The 18,889-nt window shown below is 64.9% G+C and carries 15 protein-coding genes; 7 read left to right on the top strand and 8 right to left on the bottom strand.

The window, feature by feature from the left end:
- The first annotated feature begins 30 nt into the window (after positions 1–30).
- Positions 31–261: a hypothetical protein gene (locus tag ACYOEI_RS05700; RefSeq protein ID WP_462848376.1), complete on the top strand. Its 231-nt coding sequence runs from the start codon at positions 31–33 to the stop codon at positions 259–261.
- A complete protein-coding gene (locus tag ACYOEI_RS05695) occupies positions 258–770 on the top strand; it encodes a CRISPR-associated protein Cas4 (protein WP_462848375.1) in 513 nt (170 codons plus the stop codon). Before ACYOEI_RS05700 ends, ACYOEI_RS05695 begins: the two co-directional genes overlap by 4 nt.
- A 43-nt stretch (positions 771–813) precedes the next feature.
- Here ACYOEI_RS05695 and ACYOEI_RS05690 read toward each other — a convergent pair whose 3' ends face one another.
- The 8 genes from ACYOEI_RS05690 to ACYOEI_RS05655 all read right to left on the bottom strand — a co-directional run bounded on the left by ACYOEI_RS05690 (position 814) and on the right by ACYOEI_RS05655 (position 10,144).
- Positions 814–1,236, bottom strand: coding sequence for a hypothetical protein (locus ACYOEI_RS05690; protein WP_462848374.1), 423 nt, complete (start codon positions 1,234–1,236; stop codon positions 814–816).
- Positions 1,236–4,508 carry an efflux RND transporter permease subunit gene (locus tag ACYOEI_RS05685; RefSeq protein WP_462848373.1) on the bottom strand — a complete coding sequence of 1,091 codons (3,273 nt, stop codon included), beginning with the start codon at positions 4,506–4,508 and terminating at the stop codon, positions 1,236–1,238. The genes ACYOEI_RS05690 and ACYOEI_RS05685 overlap by 1 nt, the downstream gene beginning before the upstream one ends.
- A gap of 15 nt (positions 4,509–4,523) precedes the next feature.
- Positions 4,524–5,201 carry a methyltransferase family protein gene (locus ACYOEI_RS05680; RefSeq protein WP_462848372.1) on the bottom strand — a complete coding sequence of 226 codons (678 nt, stop codon included), beginning with the start codon at positions 5,199–5,201 and terminating at the stop codon, positions 4,524–4,526.
- A gap of 8 nt (positions 5,202–5,209) precedes the next feature.
- Positions 5,210–6,217 (bottom strand): efflux RND transporter periplasmic adaptor subunit, encoded by a 1,008-nt coding sequence (locus ACYOEI_RS05675; protein ID WP_462848371.1) that lies wholly within the window; start codon positions 6,215–6,217, stop codon positions 5,210–5,212.
- Positions 6,207–7,547, bottom strand: coding sequence for a TolC family protein (locus tag ACYOEI_RS05670; protein WP_462848369.1), 1,341 nt, complete (start codon positions 7,545–7,547; stop codon positions 6,207–6,209). Before ACYOEI_RS05670 ends, ACYOEI_RS05675 begins: the two co-directional genes overlap by 11 nt.
- Positions 7,548–8,414: 867 nt before the next feature.
- Positions 8,415–8,663 (bottom strand): hypothetical protein, encoded by a 249-nt coding sequence (locus ACYOEI_RS05665; RefSeq protein WP_462848368.1) that lies wholly within the window; start codon positions 8,661–8,663, stop codon positions 8,415–8,417.
- 147 nt (positions 8,664–8,810) lie between these two features.
- Complete coding sequence (locus ACYOEI_RS05660) at positions 8,811–9,098, bottom strand: hypothetical protein (RefSeq protein WP_462848366.1); 288 nt, start codon at positions 9,096–9,098, stop codon at positions 8,811–8,813.
- Between the two features lie 56 nt (positions 9,099–9,154).
- Complete coding sequence (locus tag ACYOEI_RS05655) at positions 9,155–10,144, bottom strand: DUF1559 family PulG-like putative transporter (protein ID WP_462848364.1); 990 nt, start codon at positions 10,142–10,144, stop codon at positions 9,155–9,157.
- Between the two features lie 355 nt (positions 10,145–10,499).
- Here ACYOEI_RS05655 and ACYOEI_RS05650 point away from each other — a divergent pair, with 355 nt between their 5' ends.
- The 5 genes from ACYOEI_RS05650 to ACYOEI_RS05630 all read left to right on the top strand — a co-directional run bounded on the left by ACYOEI_RS05650 (position 10,500) and on the right by ACYOEI_RS05630 (position 18,834).
- Positions 10,500–10,865, top strand: a complete 366-nt coding sequence (locus ACYOEI_RS05650; RefSeq protein ID WP_462848363.1) for a hypothetical protein — start codon at positions 10,500–10,502, stop codon at positions 10,863–10,865.
- Positions 10,866–11,032: 167 nt separating this feature from the next.
- The gene (locus ACYOEI_RS05645; RefSeq protein WP_462848362.1) at positions 11,033–12,622 is read left to right on the top strand and encodes an efflux RND transporter periplasmic adaptor subunit; all 1,590 of its coding nucleotides are present in this window, start codon (positions 11,033–11,035) and stop codon (positions 12,620–12,622) included.
- A 26-nt stretch (positions 12,623–12,648) separates the two neighbouring features.
- A complete protein-coding gene (locus ACYOEI_RS05640) occupies positions 12,649–15,924 on the top strand; it encodes an efflux RND transporter permease subunit (RefSeq protein ID WP_462848361.1) in 3,276 nt (1,091 codons plus the stop codon).
- Positions 15,925–16,420: 496 nt separating this feature from the next.
- Positions 16,421–16,894, top strand: coding sequence for a four-helix bundle copper-binding protein (locus ACYOEI_RS05635; protein ID WP_462848360.1), 474 nt, complete (start codon positions 16,421–16,423; stop codon positions 16,892–16,894).
- A 311-nt stretch (positions 16,895–17,205) separates the two neighbouring features.
- Positions 17,206–18,834, top strand: a complete 1,629-nt coding sequence (locus ACYOEI_RS05630) for a TolC family protein (protein WP_462848359.1) — start codon at positions 17,206–17,208, stop codon at positions 18,832–18,834.
- Positions 18,835–18,889 lie beyond the last annotated feature (55 nt).

The following is an 18,889-nucleotide window of genomic DNA, read 5'->3' as shown; positions in this document are numbered from 1 at the left end:
AAGTTAGAAGCGGGCGGAGGACCAGCCGACGTGGTGACGGCTCACGAAATCGCGACGTTCGTTTACTGCCCTGAGCAGTGGCGGCTGGAATACGGGCTTGGCCTCGAACCGGGAAATCAGGCGTCGTTGAGGGCGGGGACGCTCCATCACGAACGAAAGGCGTCCGCCGAGCGCAGGGCGAGCAAGCTCTTGAGCATCGGGGGGAAAATCGTCACCGCCGCCCTAATCCTCCTATTCGTCCGCTGGATCTTGGACCGATGACCCACTACCAGTCGGACCCGACCTTATGGTTTGCCGCGGGGGTGCTCCTCGCAGGCGTGGTCCTGGTGCTTTCTGCCCGCAGGATGCGGCGGGTCCGGGGCCTCTCCTCGGGGCAGACCCTGGCGCTCGACGACGTGACGCTCTATTCCCCTTACCTTGGTCTCAAGGGCCGTCCCGACCGGATCGTGCGTACCGGCGGCACGGTAATCCCCGAGGAATGGAAATCGGCGAAACGACTTTGGCCGGGCCACATCGCTCAGATGGGGGTCTATTTCCTGATCATCGAGGAGCGATACGGCGTCCGGCCCCCTTACGGCTATGTGATCCTCGGGAGCGGCGAGCGGAAGAAGATCGCCAACGACGATAAGCTCAGGGCTTGGGTGCTGGAATTGGCCGGACAGATCCGGGACGCGAGGAGGAAGCTACACGTCCCCACCGATCCTCGGCCACGCCCTGCGCAGTGCCACGCGTGCGGCCAGAGGGAGAATTGTACAAAGCGGGTCGGCTGAGTGGCGGGCCTGGCGGAATCGGAAGTCACCTTCCGGTCGCGAGCTATTTCCCCAGCATTTCTTCGCAGATGTGCTGCGCCCGGGCCGCGTGCTGGGCGAATTGCTCTCCACCGTCCTGCTTTTTCGTGAGGATCATAGACGCGCACTCACGCTGGAGCCGAACTTTCTCCGCAGTGGCGTCGGGGCCCGCGTCCGCCAGAGCATCCATTCTCCCGCAGAGGTCTTTCATGTCTTGTACCCGCGGGTCGAGGTAGTGGCTATTATGGGCACGCAGCCGGATTGAGGCCCCAGCCGGGATCGAGGACCGCTGCGGCCATTCCGCCTCGTTCAGGCAGGCCACGCGAAGGATTTCCTTTCTCTCGGAGGCATCGACCGTTTCCAACCTCTGATCGAGCGTCTGCGGCGGGGCGGAAGTGCAGGCACCGGTAAAGAGGATGATCGTCAGCATGCGGGCAGGTCGTCTCATCAGTGATTCTCCATCAAAGGGGGTGACTCTCCCGGCTTGTCGAGGACGTGACGAGCTAGGTTGAGGCGTTTGTAAAGGGCGGGCAACACCAGCAGCGTCAGGATGGTGGCCGTGACCAGCCCCCCGATAACCACGGTCGCCAGGGGCTTCTGGACTTCCGCGCCCGCGCCGGTGGCGATGGCCATCGGTACGAATCCGAGGCTTGCCACGAGCGCCGTCATCAGTACGGGCCGAAGGCGGGAAAGTGCGCCTTCTATGACCGCCTCGTCCGGATCCTCGCCCTCGCGGATGAGTTGGTTGATGCGGTTGATCATCACCAGCCCGTTGAGAACGGCCACGCCCGAGAGGGCGATGAAGCCCACGGCCGCCGAGATGGAGAATGGCAGGCCGCGCATCCAGAGCGCGAGGATGCCGCCGGTGAGCGCCAGCGGGACGCCCGAGAACACCAGCAGGGCCTGCCCGACCGAACCGAGCGCGGTGAACAGCAAGAGGAAGATCATGAAGAAGCAGGCGGGGACCACGACCGACAGCCTCGCCTTGGCCTCCTGCAGGTTCTTGAACTGCCCGCCCCACTCCAGCCAGTAGCCGGATGGGAGCTTCACCTGGGAATCGATCGTCGCCTGTGCATCGGCCACGAAGGAGCCGATGTCGCGCCCGCGCACGTTCGCTTGCACGACCACGCGGCGCTTCCCGTTCTCGCGGCTGATCTGGTTGGGCCCGTCGCTGATCTCGAATCTCGCCACCTGCTTGAGGGGGATGTAGGTCGGGCGGTCATGCCGCTGGCCGGCAGCCCGGGTGGCGGCATCGGGGTCGTCCACGGGGAGTTGGATCGGCAGGTTCTCAAGCATCTTCAAGTCACGCCGGGAAGCGTCGGGCAGGCGAACCACAATGGCGAAACGGCGATCGCCCTCGAACACCAACCCCGCCTCGCGGCCGCCGACGGCGAGGGACAGTACGTCGAGTACGTCGCTGACGTTCAGGCCGTAGCGAGCGATCGCCGTGCGGTCGAGCTTGGCCTCCAACATCGGGAGGCCGGAAGTCTGCTCGACCTTCACGTCGGCGGCGCCCTTAATGCCCTTGAGGGCTTGCGAGAGCTTGGCGGCCGTCTGCTCCATCAGGGGGAATTCATCGCCGTAGACCTTCACCGCCACGTCGGAGCGAATCCCGGAGATCAGCTCGTTGAATCGCATCTGGATGGGCTGCGTGAATTCGTAATTGTTCCCGGGCACGTCCGCGACGGCATCGGAGATCTTCTTGATGATCTCGGCCTTGGTCGAATCCGCGTCAGGCCAGTCCTTCTTGTCCTTCAGGATGATGAACGTGTCGGAGGCATTGGGAGGCATGGGGTCGGAGGCCATTTCGGCCGTACCGGTCTTCGAGAACACGAACGCCACTTCGGGAGTCCCGCTGACGGCCTTCTCCACCGCGAACTGCAGCTCCTGGGATTCGGAAAGCGACGTGGAGGGGATCCGCACCGCGCTCATGGCGATGTCCTTCTCGTCGAGGGTGGGGATGAATTCCTGGCCGAGGGTCGAGAACATGACCAGTGACATCAAGAATACGCCGGCCACCGCGCCCACCAATTTCAAGGGCGAGCGCAGGGACGACACAAGCGCGGGCGCGTACCAGGACTTGGCCATTCGCACGATGCGGCCATCCTTCTCCTCGACCCTGTCCTTGACGAAGATCGCGATCATGGCGGGCACGAACGTCATCGACAGGAGGAACGCGGCGACGAGCGCCAGGATCACCGTCAGCGCCATCGGCTCGAACATCTTCCCCTCGACGCCGGTGAAGGTGAGAAGCGGGATGTAGACCATGATGATGATCGCCTGCCCGAACACGGAGGGCTCGATCATCTCGCGGCTGGCCAGCAGGACCTCGTGCAGGCGTTCCGCCAGGGTCAGCATCCTGCCCTCGTGGTGCTGCCGCTCGGCCAGACGCCTCAAGCAGTTCTCGGTGATGATCACCGCGCCGTCGACGATCAGGCCGAAGTCGAGGGCGCCCAGGCTCATGAGGTTGCCGCTGATGCCGCCGCGGATCATGCCCATGCCGGTCATGAGCATGGCGAGGGGGATCACCATCGCCGTGATTAGGGCGGCGCGGACGTTGCCCAGCAGTGCGAAGAGGATCGCGATGACCAGGATGGCGCCCTCGGTCAGGTTCTTCTCAACCGTGGCAATCGTGCGGTCCACCAGCTTGGTGCGATTGAGCACGGTCTTCGCCCGCACGTCCGGCGGCAGCGATTTGTTAATCTCCGCGATCTTCTTGTCCACCGCCTCCGAGACGGTCCGGCTATTCTCGCCGATCAGCATGAGCGCGGTGCCTACGACGACTTCCTCGCCGTTCTCGGAGGCAGAGCCGGTGCGGAGCTCCTTGCCGATCCCGATCGTCGCGATGTCCTTGAGGCGGACGACGCGGCCGCCGCGGTTGGCGATGACGACGTTGCCGATCTGGGCCGTATCCTGGACTCGGCCGTCGGCGCGGACGACATAGGCCTCGCCGTTTTTCTCGATGTATCGCGCGCCGATGCTGGTGTTGTTGCGCTCGAGGACGTCGGCGACGTCCCCGAAGCCCAGGCCCATGGCCACCAGCTTTTGCGGGTCCGGCTGCACGTGATATTGTTTCACGTAGCCGCCGATGGCGTCGACCCCGGCCACGCCGGGCACCCCTTTGAGCTGCGGGCGAATGATCCAGTCCTGCGCGGTCCTCAGGTAGGAGGCCTGCTCGACTTCGGAGTTGAGCAGCTGGCCATCGGGCGTGAGGTAGCCGCCCTCGGGCTGCCAGCCCGGCTCACCGTCCTTGGTCGGGGCGTCTTTGCCCTTCGGATGCTGGTATTCTACGGTCCACATGTAGATCTCGCCCAGGCCGGTGGAGATCGCGCCCATCTTGGGCTCGACGCCCTGGGGGAGATATTCGCGCGCCTGCGACAGTCGTTCGTTCACCTGCTGGCGGGCGAAGTAGATGTCCACGCCGTCGCGGAAGACGGCGGTGACCTGGCTGAATCCATTGCGGGAGAGCGAGCGGGTGTTTTCGAGGCCCGGGATGCCGGCGAGGGCGGTCTCGACGGGGAAGGTCACCTGCTTCTCCACCTCCATGGGCGAGAACGCCGGAGCGACCGAATTGATCTGGACCTGAACATTCGTGATGTCTGGCACCGCGTCGATGGGAAGATCCTTCAGCGAGTAGATCCCGAACGCGGCGGTGGCGGCGGTCAGCAACGCGACCAAATAGCGGTTCCTGAGGGAGAAGGTGAGGATACGATCGAGCATCGGTGTACGTCCGTGTTATGGCAGGTTCAAAAGCGTCGGCACCACGCCGTGTTCGCGCAAGGCGCAGAGGCCTTCGAGGAGCGGGATGATCAGGAAGAAGACGGAGCCATCCAGGGCGGCCCGGAGCACGAAATAAGGCCGGACGTTCATCTCTCTCTGTCCATTCCACCGACTCTGGGCGGGTAACATCCAAAGATTTCGCTCCGGCAGCCAGCGCGGGACGCGCTCCACGTATTTTCGATAGCGGGCGCCGAACTTACGATGGAGGAAGATTTCCTCGCGCATCACCGTAATCCTGTAGTAGAGGAGAAAGGCCGCCAGCAGGACGCCGGTGAAGGTGATGCTGCCGGTCAGCAATACGAGGCCGGACATGGCGAGGAACGAACCGAGGTAGAGCGGATTCCGCACGACGGAGAATGGCCCTTCCGTGATCAGCATTTCGTTTTTCCGGCCGCCGATGAAGAGCGATGAATAGATGCGGATTAGTACGCCGCCCGCCACGAACAGATGGCCCCAGAATGTCATTATCTCATAGGGCAGGGTGTGCACTTGCCAGCGGGGCGAAGTGACTGCCACGAGGGGGACTAGCAGCAGGCAGAAGATGCGAGTGTGGCGAATTCGGGCTTTGAGCAGGATCTCCCTCGTCGAATTACCCGCTTCAGTCGCGGGCCCGGATGTCTTGTGCGTGGTCATGCCCCGTCTCAATCCTCGTCCTCGGCGCCGGCCTTGCCGATGTCGGCCTTGACCACGAAGCTGTTCTTCGCGACGTATCGCTGCCCGGCCGCCAGGCCGCCCGCGATCTCCGTCCAGGCGTCGTCGCTGCCGCCGAGGTCGACAGGCTGCGCGCGGTATGTGCCGTCCTGGTCGAGCACGAAGACGACGTTCTTGCCCTCCATGCGCTGGATCGCCTCGGTCTTCACCGCCAGGGGCACCCGGCGCTCTTCGAGTACGACGTTGGCGCGGATGTTCATACCCGAGCGCCAATGGTTGTTCGGGTTCTGGATCACGGCGCGCGCCACGACGGTCTGGCTGGATGCCTCCGTCGTCGGCAGGACGAGCGAGATGCTGGTTTCGGCCGCCAATGGGTCGTCGAGGCAGAGGATGCGGACCTTCTGGCCTGCTTTAAGGCGTTCCCCGTCCTTCGAGAAGACGAAGAGTTCGGCCCAGAGCAGGTTCAGGTCGGCCAGCACGAAGAGCGGCTCGGCCCCGGCCAGCTCGCCCGCGTTGGCGTTGCGCGAGATGATGGTTCCCGAGACGGGCGCGGTCACGGGGTAGACCTGCAGGCTGTCGTTGCTCTCGACCGTGGCGAGCGTGACGCCCGCCTCGACGAATTCGCCCGGCTCCTTCGTCACGCTCTTCACGATGCCCGGGAAGCGTGCCTTCACCTGGGTCGTGGTGTTCTGGTTGAGCGTGACTCGGCCGCTGACGGAGAGGGTTTCACGCACGGTGGCGGGGCCGACTTGGAGGGTTTCCAGATCCAGGTTCTTGGCCGCATTTTCGCTGATCCGAGTCGACTCCGTATGCCCCTCCCCTCCTTCTGCGGCAACACCGCCAGCTGGTGCGGCCTGGGGCTTATTGTCACCGGCTGCGACCTTGCCGTGCTCACGCTCGTCGGCCGAACGGCCCTCGACGACGCCGGAGTAAGCGTAGACTCCGCCGGCAAGCGCCAGCGCGGAGAGGAGGAGGAGCGGCTTTCGGCTAGTCAACATGAGGTTCTCCCGGATTCTGAAGTTTGGGTAGATTCGCCGCCGTCAGCCGCTCCACGGCGGCCCGCGCGACGTGATAGTCCCTCGAGGCGGCGACGTGCTGCCGCTTGACCTCGAACAGGCTCCGCTGCGCGTCCAGCACCTCGAGATAGGGGAAGCGGCCGAGACCGTATCCCTCCCTGGCGAGGGAGAAGGCCTTCTGGGCGGAGGGCAGGATATTGTTCTTCAGCGTGGTGGCCTGGAGGTAGGCGTTTTCCAGCTGCTGCTGCGCCCGTGTCAGGTCGGAGCTCAGGAGAAGCTCAGCCTGCCGGCTCTCCTGCTCGGCTCTGAGAACATCGCTGCGAGCCCGCTGGATGTTGCCGCGATTCGCGTTCAGGACCGGTATGGGGAGGGCCACGCCGACCAGTAGGGCCTGGCCGTTCGCGCTCGGGATCCGGGTCAGGCCCGCGTCGATGCGGGGATTGGGGATGGCATTCGCCTTCTCCAGGTCAAGCCGGGCCTTCGCCTGGCCCTGCAGCGAGGCTTGCCTGCGCAAATCGGGCCCGGCTTTCAGGGCGTCCTCGGCAGCCGGGCTCTCCGGCTTGTCGATGGAGAACAATGCCTTGCTATCGAGGGTGAACCCGCCGACTTCGTCTCCGATTAATGTTGCTAGATATTTATATGCAATCTCGCGGTTGCGCTTCGCGTTGTCGAACGCGACCGAGGCGGCGTGACGCTCGACGTCGGCACGGCTCTTCTGGATCTGCGGCGCGGCGGCGGCGTCCACGCGGGTGCTAACGGATGCGAGCACCTCCTGCGCCAGGGATTTCTGCTCGGCGGCCAGACGGACGAACTCTTCGGACGCCACCGCGTCAGCGTAGGCGACGGTGACGTCTCGGATCAGGTCCAGGGCCGCCGCCTGATGATCGAGAGTGGCGATCTCCAGGCCTTTATCCGCGACCTCCTCGCGTGCCGCAATCTTGCCTCCGATCTCCACCAGTTGCGAGACACCGTATACATTCTGGCCAGGGCTTAGGACCTTGTATGCCGAGCCCGCCGCGAAGTTCTGCTTGCTGAAGCTCACCTCGGGGTTCTGGCGGGCGCCGGCCTGACGCCGCTCGCCGGCTGCGGAGGAGATGGCGCTGCGGAACGCCTGCAGGCGGGGCGATTGCGCGAGCGCCTTGGCTACCGCGGAATCGAGCGAGAGGCGTTCACCGGCCACCTCCTTCGCTGCCTTGGTCTTCTTGCTGGCGGTCGGACGGTCTTGGGCTGCGGCGATACTGGCCGGCATCGCTGCGGAGCAGATGAGGCTCAGCGCGCATAGGGGAAGCAGTTTTTGACGTGGGGGTTTCATCGCGTACTCCTTGGATTCGAACGAGCGGGGCATGCGCTGTCGGACCGCCCGCAGGGGCGCATCCGGGCGTCGGCCCGCGGTCGGTAAGGACTAGGCGAATGAAGGGGGTTGGAGCGGTGGGCCCACGACGACCGATGCCGGGATTCCGTCATCGAGAAGTGTGTTCCTGGACGCGGCCAGCGATTCGGGAGGGACCGTGATGCGCTCTATTGACTGGGTCGATGCGTGGCTGCAGGCGCAATGGTGGTCCGCGCTGGCAGCCTTACCCTCGTCTTTCTTGTCGGCCGATGCGTCCTTGACCTGGTGCAGGGACTGGGCACCCGACCGATCACCGCAACCGTACCCGGCCGCGTGCGCCGCCGGGTTGATCGTGATCGACAGTATCAGAGCAATTAATATGAATAGTTTATTCATTCGCCAAAGAAATAACACAAACAATTAATATCGCAACGGCATAATAATTATAGAACAAATAATGGCCAAGATTCGTTAATTTTCAATTAAATAGAGTCTATTATTTATGCCGGTCGCACAGGTTTGCGATCCCGAAGCTTCTGCGTTTTGCGATTCGGCCGGAGTTCGGGATATGCCCTCGCAGCTCGGAAAGCGGGCTCCCAGGCCGCCCGCATGCATCAGAAGAGAGATTTCATTTAAGGATGGGAATATCCATCGGGGTGCGAACTTATGGGGACGCCCGCTCCCGCATTCACGAGGCCGCCGCAGCGCAGGTAGCGGGCGATTGGGTTATACCCACACCCAAGCCTACGCCTTCTTTTTGCACTCCGCGCAGAAGTGCCGGGGCAGTCCGTGCCCCTTGGGGCACATCTCGATGTCGTACTTCTTGGCCACCTCGGGGTGGCACTGGGTTCAGATGTCCTCCGGCAGGTCGCCGTGCTCCTTACATGCGACCAGCTTGCCCTTCAGCTCCTCGTGGCAGAGCGTGCAGAACTTCTCCGGGACGCCGTGCTCCTTGCAGTAGAGCCCCGCGTCGGTGGAGACGGCCTTCTTAACCGGGGTGGACGGTGATGGCGCGGTCTGGCCGCAACCGGTCGCCAGTAATCCCCCGATCATCGTGATTGCTGCCGCAAGCTTCGAGCCGCGAATGGTCCCGTGCATGTGTTGCTCCATCGGCCAGTCGAGGGCGTCCTCGATGGTGAGGGACGCGGGGATTGACGGGCCGGCCGGTCTTCTCGCCGATTATCGCAAGTTTGCCCGAAAACTGAACCCCGTCCCGACTCGCTTCGCCGATTTCGCCACGCGAGATCACTTGAAGTACGGCTGGGCCTCACGGAACTTGTATGCCCGCTCCTCGGCATCGGCCCAGTCGCCGGCCCGGGCCTTCCCGATGATCTCCTGCAGATCGCTGTGGCGAGAATCCGAGAGCTGCCCGGACGCGTGCCGCTCGTCGATCCTCCCGGCGTCCTTCTCCAGCTCCTTGGGGTTGCGGAGCGTGATCGCCGTGAGGAGCATCTCCAGCGACTTGCGGTTCTCCCGCTCGCGGTCCGTCGGGCCTCCGCAGCCGGCGAGGGCCAGCAGGAAAACGGCGATCATGGTTGCTCTTCGTCGAAAAGATGGCATCGCTGTCCCTCTCATTCGGGGGCCGATTATCAGAAGTCCGAGGAGACGATCTCGCCGGCGCCACGGCTTGAGAGGGCCGGCCAGATGGACAGTCGGAGCGACTCCTTGATGAAACGCACCGACCCGTCGCAGAACAGGGCGTTGGCGCCGCCCGGGTGCAAAGAATACATCTCGTCGGTGTGGCCGAGCGGGCTGTTGGGCGGGTGGATGGTCTGCGGGTCTTCGTAGATAGATGGGCCGCTGTTCGCCCCGACATAGCTGCCCGCGTTATCGTAGTTGATGCCAGTCCCGCCGGTGCCGGAGCTGGCGAACTGGCCATAGGAGTAATGCTTCGCGCCGGGGACGACACCCGGCCAGACGGCGTCGGCGAGGTTGGGCGAGCGCTCGCCGGCCGCGACCGTGTTGCTCAGGCCGTCCGTGATCGCCGCAAACCGGGTGCGGCTGTTGCGGTACATCACGCCGTTCGCGCCCAAGGCCGCGTTCTCATAATCGACGGTCGACGGGGCGCTCCAGATGTCGTTCCAGCCGACGTTGTGGACATAGTTGGACCTCCCGAAGACGGCGTTCTGCCAGAGCTTCAGGTCGATGTCCGTGACGCCGACCGTCGCGTCCGGGTTCGCGGCCGAGGGGCAGAGATAGACCTGCAGGCTCGTCCTCACGGCCGTGGTGTTGGCCCCGTCCCAGCAGGGCAGGTTGATGTTCGTCGCGTTGTAGAGGTTTCCCTGCTCGACGCCGGGGAGCAGGGCAGTCAGCCAGCCCCAGCCCGGGCCCCAGTCGCCCGTCTGGGCGTCGCGGAACCCGACGCCCGCGCCGGTCAGGTAGCCGGCGGGGAAGCATCCGTGGCTGCTCTCGTAATTGTGCAGCGCCAGGCCGATCTGCTTGAGGTTGTTGACGCACTGCGTGCGACGCGCGGCCTCGCGGGCCGCCTGGACTGCGGGTAGGAGTAGCGCGACCAGCACGCCGATGATGGCGATCACCACCAGCAACTCGATCAGCGTGAAGCCGCGGGTAAGGCCCATCCTAGTCCGGAAACGGTCTCCGCCACGACGCATCGGGATCTCCATCGCGGCTTCCGCCGCTCTATGGGCACTCGAACCGCTTAACCGATGGAGATCCTACGAAGAAGTCGCGTTCCTTCCAATACATTTTTTTGGTCTACCAAAATTTCGCTTCACGTTTCCCAAAGTGCCCTGTACGAGTCCGGGTTTTCGTCGAGCTTAAGAATCGAGTCCTGTCGGCCGATTAAAGGCAATGACAGAATGCGCTCCTCGAAGCAAGCAGCAGGACCGTCGCAATCGTTCGGGCTTGACCCGGGCGAGTTAGTCCCTATCATTTGAGGACGGGGTCTATCTGTTTTCTCGGGGTATTTTCCCGGTGCGAAGTCTCATCAACACACTTTTGACCTGCCTCATCCTGGCCTGCCCCTTCCTCTGCGGGGCGGACGAGGTCGGTCATAGCGTGCAGCATGGGCATGCCTCCGGTAAGACCGGGAACGACAACGCCCCGGCCCACTGCCCCGAAAGCAGCGATAATTGCGTCTGCCGGGGGGCCGTCCAGGCGACCGACTTGCGGGCGATCGCACCCGATGTTGATACGCCTGCTCCGCTCTTCCTCTTCGCCCCACCGATCCACCTCGCCCACCCTCTCCACCATCTCACGTGGGAAGGTTCGCCCACCGGCCTCGCAAGCTGGGGCGATTCCCTGACCATCCGCGCGCTCCTCCAAAACTTCCGCTGCTGAGCGCTCCCTTCCTTCTAGGCCCGCCTGGATGCCTCTGCGCGCCCTGAGCTGCGGCCATCCGCCCGATTCCGGGCCATCTAACACCTTCTCGCTACCGACGCCAGCATGGGGTCTACCCATCGGCGTGGGGTGTTGCGCATCCATTTCCGAACATGAAGGGTTTAGCCATGAAGCGATTCATCGCCATGGGTACGGCCGTCGTGGCGGCGGCGCTCATCATCGGCGCGGCCGTGGCCGTGTCCCGGCCCAACTGGTTGCCCGCCGGGGTCCGTGCTCGTCTCCCGTTCGCACAGCCCGGGGGGGCCGCCGAGATGGCCCCCGAGGACTCGGGGCTCTACTGCAAGGAGCACGGCGTCCCGGAGAAATTCTGCACGCTCTGCCACGAGGAACTCAACAAGACGCTCCAGATCTGCACGGAGCACGGCAACATCGCCGAGGACATCTGCACGCAGTGCCACCCCGAGGTGGCGAAGAAATACAACATCGAGATGTGTCCCAAAGGGCACGGTCTGCCCAAGGAGTTCTGCTTCAAGTGCGGGAAGGTGACCTCCGCGTCGGCCGCGCTGCCGGATGACGGGTGGTGCGCCACGCACGGCAAGCCCGAGGCGCTCTGTGCCGAATGCATCAAGGACCCCAAGACTCACGGGGCCGTCCCGGGCGGAGTGAAGGTCTGCCGCCAGCCACTGCCGACCGTGAAACTCGCCTCCGCCAAGCTCGCCGGACAGGTCGGCATCCAGACGGCGGCGGTGACCGAGGAAACCCACTCCCACAAGCTCGCGGCGAATGCCGAAACCGCCTACGATGCCAACCGATACGCCGACATCACGCCCCGCGTCACGGGGTTCCTGCGCGAGGTCCGGGCCGATCTCGGCAAGGCTGTCAAGCTTGGCGAAGTGCTCGCCATCGTCGACTCGGCCGAGGTCAGCGGCGCCAAGGCGCAGTACATCACCGCACAGGCCGCGGTGGGCTTAGCCCAGGTGACTTACGAGCGGACCAAATCGCTCGCGCAGTCTGGGTCCGTCGCCGCGAAATCCGAACTCGAAGCCCTCACCGCGCTCAACCAAGCCAAGGCATCCTCGCTCGACGCCGAGCAGAAGCTCAGGAATTTCGGCTTCGACGAGGCCCAGCTCGCCCGCATCATCAAGGACAACGACACGAAATCCTTCCTGAACGTCGTCGCGCCACTCGACGGCGTGGTCGTCGTGCGGCACGCCGTCAAGGGCGAGCCGGTCCAGGCGACGACGCAACTCTTCGCCGTCACCGACACCTCGAAGATGTGGCTCTGGATCGACATCTACGAGTCCGACATCACCTCGGTGAAGCCCGGCCAGAAGGTGACCTTCGTCGTCTCGGGCAACGACTCGCCCGCCTTCTCCGGCACCGTCAACTGGGTCGGCACCGAGGTCAGCCAGCAGACGCGGACGACGCGCATCCGGGCCGAGCTTGCCAACCCGGAAGGAAGGCTCCGCGCCAACCAGTTCGGCCAGGCCGAGATCCAGGTCGGCGACGAGCACAAGGCGGTGATCGTCCCCAAGGCGGCCGTACAGCGCAAGGACGGCGTCGATCTCGTCTTCCTCCCCCAAGAGGAGGGCGGCGTCTACCGACCTCAGCGTGTCATGGCGAAGCCCACCGACCGCGGCGACGTCCTCGAAGTGGCCTGGGGGTTGAAGCCCGGCCAGCGTGTCGTCACCAAGGGGGCGTTTCTGCTCAAGACAGAGATCATGAAGGGCGCCATCGGCGCCGGGTGCTGCGAATAAACCCGACGCCCATGGAGGCCGCGTAAATGCTCAATGCCCTGATCGATTTCAGTCTGAAGAACCGGTTCGTCGTCCTGCTCTTCGCGGGCATCCTCGTCACGCTCGGGTTCCGGGCGGCGACGCGCTTGCCGCTCGACGCCTTCCCCGACACCACGCCCGTCCAGGTGCAGGTCAACACGAACGCCCCGGAGCTTTCGCCCGAGGAGTCCGAGCGGCTGATCACCTTCCCCGTCGAATACGCGATGGGGGGCCTTAAGGGCCTCGAAGAGGTCCGCTCGGTCTCGAAGTTTGGGCTTTCCCAGGTCGTCCTCATCTTCTCCGACGAAACCGACATCTACTTCGCCCGCCAGCAGATCGGCGAGCGGCTCGGCGAGGTGGACCTGCCCGCGGGGATCGCCCGACCGACGATGGGGCCGGTCGCCACGGGGCTCGGCGAGGTCTACCACTACCTGCTCACGAGCGAGAACCCCGAATACGACCTGACCGAGCTGCGGACCCTCCAGGACTGGGTGATCCGGCCCCGGCTCCGTAAAGTCTCGGGGGTCGCCGAGATCAACCCCTGGGGCGGGCTGGCCAAGCAGTTCGAGGTGCAGGCCGACCCCATCAAACTCGCCAAGTTCGGCCTCACGCTCGACGAACTCGCCCTGGCATTGACCGAGAACAACAAGAACGTGGGCGGCGGCTATGTCGTGCGTGCCGGCGAGTCGAGCCTCGTCCAGGGCGTCGGCCGCACGACCACGATCGACGAGATCGCCGCCGTCGTCGTAAAAGCCGTCGACGGGGTGCCGATCCGTGTCAAGGACATCGGCGAGGTCGCCGTCGGCCACGTCATCCGCCGCGGCGGCACGACCGCCAACGGCAAGGGCGAGGCGGTACTAGGGCTCGCCTTCATGCGGATGGGCGAGAATTCGCGCGACGTCACCATGGCCCTCGACAAGGCGATGGACGACATCAAGCGGACGCTTCCTCCGGGCGTCACGATCGAGGTCGCCTATAAGCGGACCGACCTGGTCAACCACGTCCTGCACACCGTCGAGCGGAACCTTTTTGAAGGTGCCGTCCTCGTCATCGCCGTGCTCTTCGCATTCCTGGGGAATTTCCGAGCCGGGCTCATCGTGGCGAGCGTCATCCCGCTCTCCATGCTCTTCGCCGTCACGATGATGGAGCGGGTCGGCATCGCCGGCAGCCTCATGAGCCTGGGTGCCATCGACTTCGGGCTCGTCGTCGACAGCTCCGTCGTCATGGTCGAGAACTGCGTGCGGCACCTGGCGCACGACCGTGCGACCCGGCCGAAGCTCGACGTCATCCGCGACGCGGCGGTCGAGGTCCGCAAGCCGACCATGTTCGGTGAATTGATCATCATGATTGTTTATTTGCCAATTCTTACACTCCAAGGCATCGAGGGCAAGCTCTTCCGTCCGATGGCGATGACGGTCATCTTCGCGCTGATGGGCTCGATGGTGATGTCGCTGACACTCATGCCTGTCCTCGCGTCGCTCGGCCTGTCGCGAAAGGTGAAGGACAAGGAGACCTTCATCGACCGGATGGCCCACAAGATTTTCCAGCCGATCCTTCATCTCGGGCTCAGGTTCCCGTGGCCGACCCTCATCGTCGTCGGAGCGATCACCTTGGGCGCGACGATCCTCGGCCTTGGCCTGGGTTCGGAATTCGTCCCCCGGCTCAACGAGGGCTCGATCGTCATCAACACCGTGCGGCTGGCGAGCGTCTCCCTGGAGGAGTCGCTCGAATACGGCACCCACGTCGAGGCTATCCTGAAGGATGCCTTCCCCGACGAAATCGAGTCCATCTGGAGCCGGACCGGCACCGCCGAGGTCGCCACCGACCCGATGGGCTTCGAGGTGTCCGACGTCTACCTCATGCTCAAGCCGCGCGAGGGGACATATTCGCTTGACCGACCGCCGCTCCTGAGCCCGCCCGCGGCGTGGTGGCGCTACTGGACTCAGAAGCCGGTCGGCGGCTGGAAGAAGGCCGAGACGCAGGACGAGCTGGTCGCCAAGATGGCCGAGGTGACCGAGAAACTCCCCGGCATGCGGGCCGTCTACAGCCAGCCGATCGAGCTGCGCATCAACGAGATGGTAGCCGGCATCCGCGCCGACCTGGGGATCAAGATCTTCGGGCCCAACCTCGACGTCCTAAAGGACAAGGCCGCCGAGGTCGAGCGGGTGGTGAAGGAGATCCCGGGCGCCGCCGATGTCTCCGCCGAGCAGATCACCGGCCTGCCGGTACTGCGCATCGTGGTCGACCGCCAGGCCCTCTCCCGCTACGGCGTGTCGGCCCGGCAGGTACTCGACGCCGTGTCCGAGGCGGGCGGGATGAAAGTCGGCGAGGTCATCGAGCCCGACCGGCGATTCCCGCTCGCGATCCGCCTGCCCCTCTCCTATCGGGACGACCCCCGGGCGTTCGAGAAAATCCTCTTTACCACCGCGGCGGGCCAGCGGCTCCCGCTGACCCGGCTGGCCAAGCTGGAGGAAGTCACCGGGCCGTCGACGATCCAGCGCGAATGGGGCGAGCGTCGGATCATCGTCCAGTCGAACGTCCGGGGCCGCGACATCGGCTCCTTCGTAGAGGAGGCCCAGAAAAAGATCGCCGCCCAGGTCAAGCTCGACGGCGACTACCGGATCGAATGGGGCGGCCAGTTCGAGAACATGAAGCGGGCCGAGACCAGGCTCCTGATCGTCGTGCCGCTGGCGCTGGCGCTCATCCTGAGCCTGCTCTATCTGACGTTCCACTCGTTCCGGGATGCCCTGATGATTTTCAGCGGCGTCCTCTTCGCTCGGGTCGGCGGCGTCCTCGGGCTGTGGATTCGCGGCATGCCGTTCACCATCTCGGCGGGCGTTGGCTTTGTGGCGCTGGCTGGGGCGTCGATGCTCGAAGGGCTGATCCTCGTCAGCTACATCCGCGACAAAATGGCCCAAGGCCTGCCCAAGCGCGAGGCCATCGAAGCGGCCCGACTCGCCCGGCTCCGGCCGGTCCTAATGACGGGCACCGTCGCGGCGCTCGGATTCGTCCCCATGATGCTCTCCTCGGGCGTCGGTGCCGAGGTCCAGAAGCCGCTGGCCACCGTTGTTTTCTTCGGGATGGTCTGCGACACGTTCCTGACCATGCTCGCGCTGCCGGTCCTCTACCTCCTCTTCGGCAAGGGCCCGCAGGTTGAGGCGGGGCCGCGCGACGACGATCGCCGCGACCCGGAGCCCGAGCCCGGCCCCGAGCCGAGTTTCGACGCGAACGGGGAGCATCGCCCGGCCCTGGTGCCCAGGGCCCCCGAACCGGTGGGGGTCTAGCCATGGCCGACAAGGATGGCGGTGGGCTGGCTGTGAAGCGCGGAGAGTCAGATCGCAACCCGAGCCCGAATTCCCCGCCATGCGGGCGTAGCAGGAGGAGCAAAATCATGCCGTTGAAAGATCATCGGAGCCGGCGGTATGCAGAATGGACCGGCCCGGACGAGGAACAGCCGAACATGTACTTGTAGATCATCGATCAAATCGGACGCTTGCGCGAGGAGAATGACGACCTCCGGGGTCGCGTCCGGCGTCTCGAAGCCCGCTCGGGCCGCGGGATCATGCACCCTTCCGAATTCTCGGACGGCATGACCCCGAGGTCCGCATGATTGCGAACAAAGGCATCCTCAGCACCGGATGTGCTGGCGGGTGCGACGAACACCCGGCGAGGGACTCGCGTCCACGCCCGGGCGGGGGCGGCTGCAAAGCCGTCCGCCTCTCCCGGCGACCCGCACAGGGCGGGTCGTCCGCACCGCGTCTCACAACCAAGGAGCAACCGATGGACCGCAGGCAGATGCTCGGCACCCTGGGAGCCGCCGCGGGACTCGCCGCCGCCAGCGGCGTGGCCCACGCGCAGCAGGAGAAGGGCCACGACCACCACAAGAAGGGCGACGTCCACCACAAGTGCGCCGAGGCGTGCTTCGACTGCGCCCACGAATGCAGCGAGGGCTTCCACCACTGCTTCGAGCAGGTCGAGGCCGGCAAAAAGAACTACGCCAAGGCGATGCACCTCTGCCGCGACTGCGCCGACGTCTGCGCGACGGCGGGCAAGCTCGTCGGTGGCATGAGCCCGCTGATGGTCCACACCTGCCACGCCTGCGCCGAGTGCTGCGACGACTGCGTCGCCGAATGCCAGAAGCTGAACGCCCCCGAGATGAAGGAGGTCGTCGAGGCGCTCAAAGCGTGCGCCGCGAGCTGCCGCGAGATGGTCAAGGCCATGGGCGGCGCCGACCACCACGAGAAGAAGAACTAATGGTCGTCGCCCCCGCCCGCACGGGCTCACGGGCGGGGGCCCCATCCTACTGTTTGTTCAGGACAAAAGCGGGACCGTGATGGGGTCGAGTCCCGCAATCCGGAAGAGTGCGAGTCGAGCCGAGACCGGGACCAGCCAAATCGACACAGCCGTCACGACCGCGCACCCAGGCCTCACATCCAATTACGGCATATGCACATCCCGTTGGCGACGAACCGAACATGATGATGAACCCGCATTAGGCGAGGCCGGTCGGCGGCGGATGAGGTGCGGGAGGGGTAGGATGCCAATCCATTGACCAGGAGGGTTCCATGGTGTTGCCTTATCGTCTCTGTCTTTGCGGGCTCGTCCTCGCGGGCGCTTCTGGACTTTGCGAGCGGCAGGCCCGGGGCCAGGGGGCCGCGGCACTGGCCGACGAAATCATCATCATCTCCTCCGGCCAGCGGGCCAAGGAAAGGGGTCGCGACAGCACGACACTCGGCCCGGTGCATGGCACCGCCGAGCGGCCGTTCCCGAAGATCGCGGGCGCCGACGAGGCCCGGCTCGGCGGCCGAACCTATAACCCGAGGCCGGTCGACGTCCTCTCGGCGGCATCCCAGCCGAACCGGGCGGGTTCTATCACCGACCGCCGAACCGGCATACTGCCGCCCGCCCTTCCTGAGCCGTCCGCGGCGGCCATCCCGCTCTACGGGCCGCTCGAACTTTCCGCCATCGAGGATGAGGGGCCGGAAGGTGGCCTCACCCTTGAACAAGCTATGGGCGGCGTCATCCGCTCGAACCCGGAACTCGCGGTGAAGTTCCAGGAGATCCCCAAGGCCCAGGCCGACATCCTCACCGCCGGGCTCTGGGGCAATCCGCTCGTCTTCGCCAGCGCCGGCAACGTTCCCTACGGCAAATACTCGCCGCAGCGGCCGGGCTCGAACACTTACGGGGTCACCATCGTCCAGCCCTTCGACGTCAATGGCAAGCTCTGGGCCCGGACCCGGCTCGCCGAGACGGCCAAGAACGTGCTCCAGGCGCAATACCAGGACGCCGTGCGGCTCGAATTGGAAAAACTCCACCTCGCCTGGATCGACGCCCTGAACGCCCGCACGTCGGTCCAGTACCTGAAGACGAGCCTCGACGGCTACGGGGCGCTCCTGACGACGATCCAGGAGCGGGTGACGAAGAAGGTCGCGCCCGAATCGGACCTCGACACCGCGGTGATCCAGCAAGAGACCGCGATCGTGGCCTACGAAGAGGCGGTCACGCGATATCGGCAGGCCAAGCGGAACCTCATGGTGCTCCTCGGTGTCCCCTCTGCCCAAGGCGACGGCCTCGACTTGCGCGGGACGATTCGCGACCTCGCCCCTCCCCCCCCTCCGCCCGAAGAACTGGTCCGCATCGCGCTCTGCCAGCGGCCGGACGTCATCGCCAACCGGCTCGGGGTGAGATCGGCCCTGGCGAACGTCGACGTGCAGCGGCGGGAGCGATTCCCGGACGTCTTCGCCCTCTACACGCCTTACGACTTCAACGCGAATAACGACGCCCCGGGAGCCAAGGGGGCAACCTCCTGGAGTGCGGGGGTTTTTGCTACCGTGCCGCTCTTCAACCGAAATCAAGGCAACATGCGCCGCGCCGAGCGCAACGTCCACCAGACCCAGCTCGAAGTGTCCGGCCTTGAGCGCCAGGTGGTCGCCGAGGTCGAGGGGGCCGCCCTGGAGTACGACTCCTCACGGGCCGCTGTCGCACGCTTCGAGCGGACCATCCTCCCCCGCGCCAAACATTTGCGCGACGACAAGTTCCGACTCTTCAGTTCGGGCGAGGAGGGGCTCGTTACCTACCTGAACGCCCAGCGGGACTACAACGAGGCGATCCGCCAGTACCGGGACACGCTCATCAGGCACCGGCGGAGCATGCTGGGCTTGAACACGGCTGTGGGCCAGCGAATCTTGCCATGAGCCACGAAAGCTGCCATAGTCCCGCTCCGATTCTCAGTTGAGCATTCGTTCTGAT

The sequence above is a fragment of the Singulisphaera rosea genome, assembly GCF_054877945.1.
The sequence above is the reverse complement of the archived record's forward strand: the minus strand, read 5'-3'. Positions and strand labels throughout refer to the sequence as shown.

Coding starts and splice junctions, on each gene's coding strand:
- ACYOEI_RS05695 (WP_462848375.1), top strand. CDS start 258: ATGACCCACTACCAGTCGGACCCGACCTTATGGTTTGCCGCGGGGGTG.
- ACYOEI_RS05690 (WP_462848374.1), bottom strand. CDS start 1,236: ATGAGACGACCTGCCCGCATGCTGACGATCATCCTCTTTACCGGTGCC.
- ACYOEI_RS05685 (WP_462848373.1), bottom strand. CDS start 4,508: ATGCTCGATCGTATCCTCACCTTCTCCCTCAGGAACCGCTATTTGGTC.
- ACYOEI_RS05680 (WP_462848372.1), bottom strand. CDS start 5,201: ATGACCACGCACAAGACATCCGGGCCCGCGACTGAAGCGGGTAATTCG.
- ACYOEI_RS05675 (WP_462848371.1), bottom strand. CDS start 6,217: ATGTTGACTAGCCGAAAGCCGCTCCTCCTCCTCTCCGCGCTGGCGCTT.
- ACYOEI_RS05670 (WP_462848369.1), bottom strand. CDS start 7,547: ATGAAACCCCCACGTCAAAAACTGCTTCCCCTATGCGCGCTGAGCCTC.
- ACYOEI_RS05665 (WP_462848368.1), bottom strand. CDS start 8,663: ATGCACGGGACCATTCGCGGCTCGAAGCTTGCGGCAGCAATCACGATG.
- ACYOEI_RS05660 (WP_462848366.1), bottom strand. CDS start 9,098: ATGATCGCCGTTTTCCTGCTGGCCCTCGCCGGCTGCGGAGGCCCGACG.
- ACYOEI_RS05655 (WP_462848364.1), bottom strand. CDS start 10,144: ATGGGCCTTACCCGCGGCTTCACGCTGATCGAGTTGCTGGTGGTGATC.
- ACYOEI_RS05645 (WP_462848362.1), top strand. CDS start 11,033: ATGAAGCGATTCATCGCCATGGGTACGGCCGTCGTGGCGGCGGCGCTC.
- ACYOEI_RS05640 (WP_462848361.1), top strand. CDS start 12,649: ATGCTCAATGCCCTGATCGATTTCAGTCTGAAGAACCGGTTCGTCGTC.
- ACYOEI_RS05635 (WP_462848360.1), top strand. CDS start 16,421: ATGGACCGCAGGCAGATGCTCGGCACCCTGGGAGCCGCCGCGGGACTC.
- ACYOEI_RS05630 (WP_462848359.1), top strand. CDS start 17,206: ATGGTGTTGCCTTATCGTCTCTGTCTTTGCGGGCTCGTCCTCGCGGGC.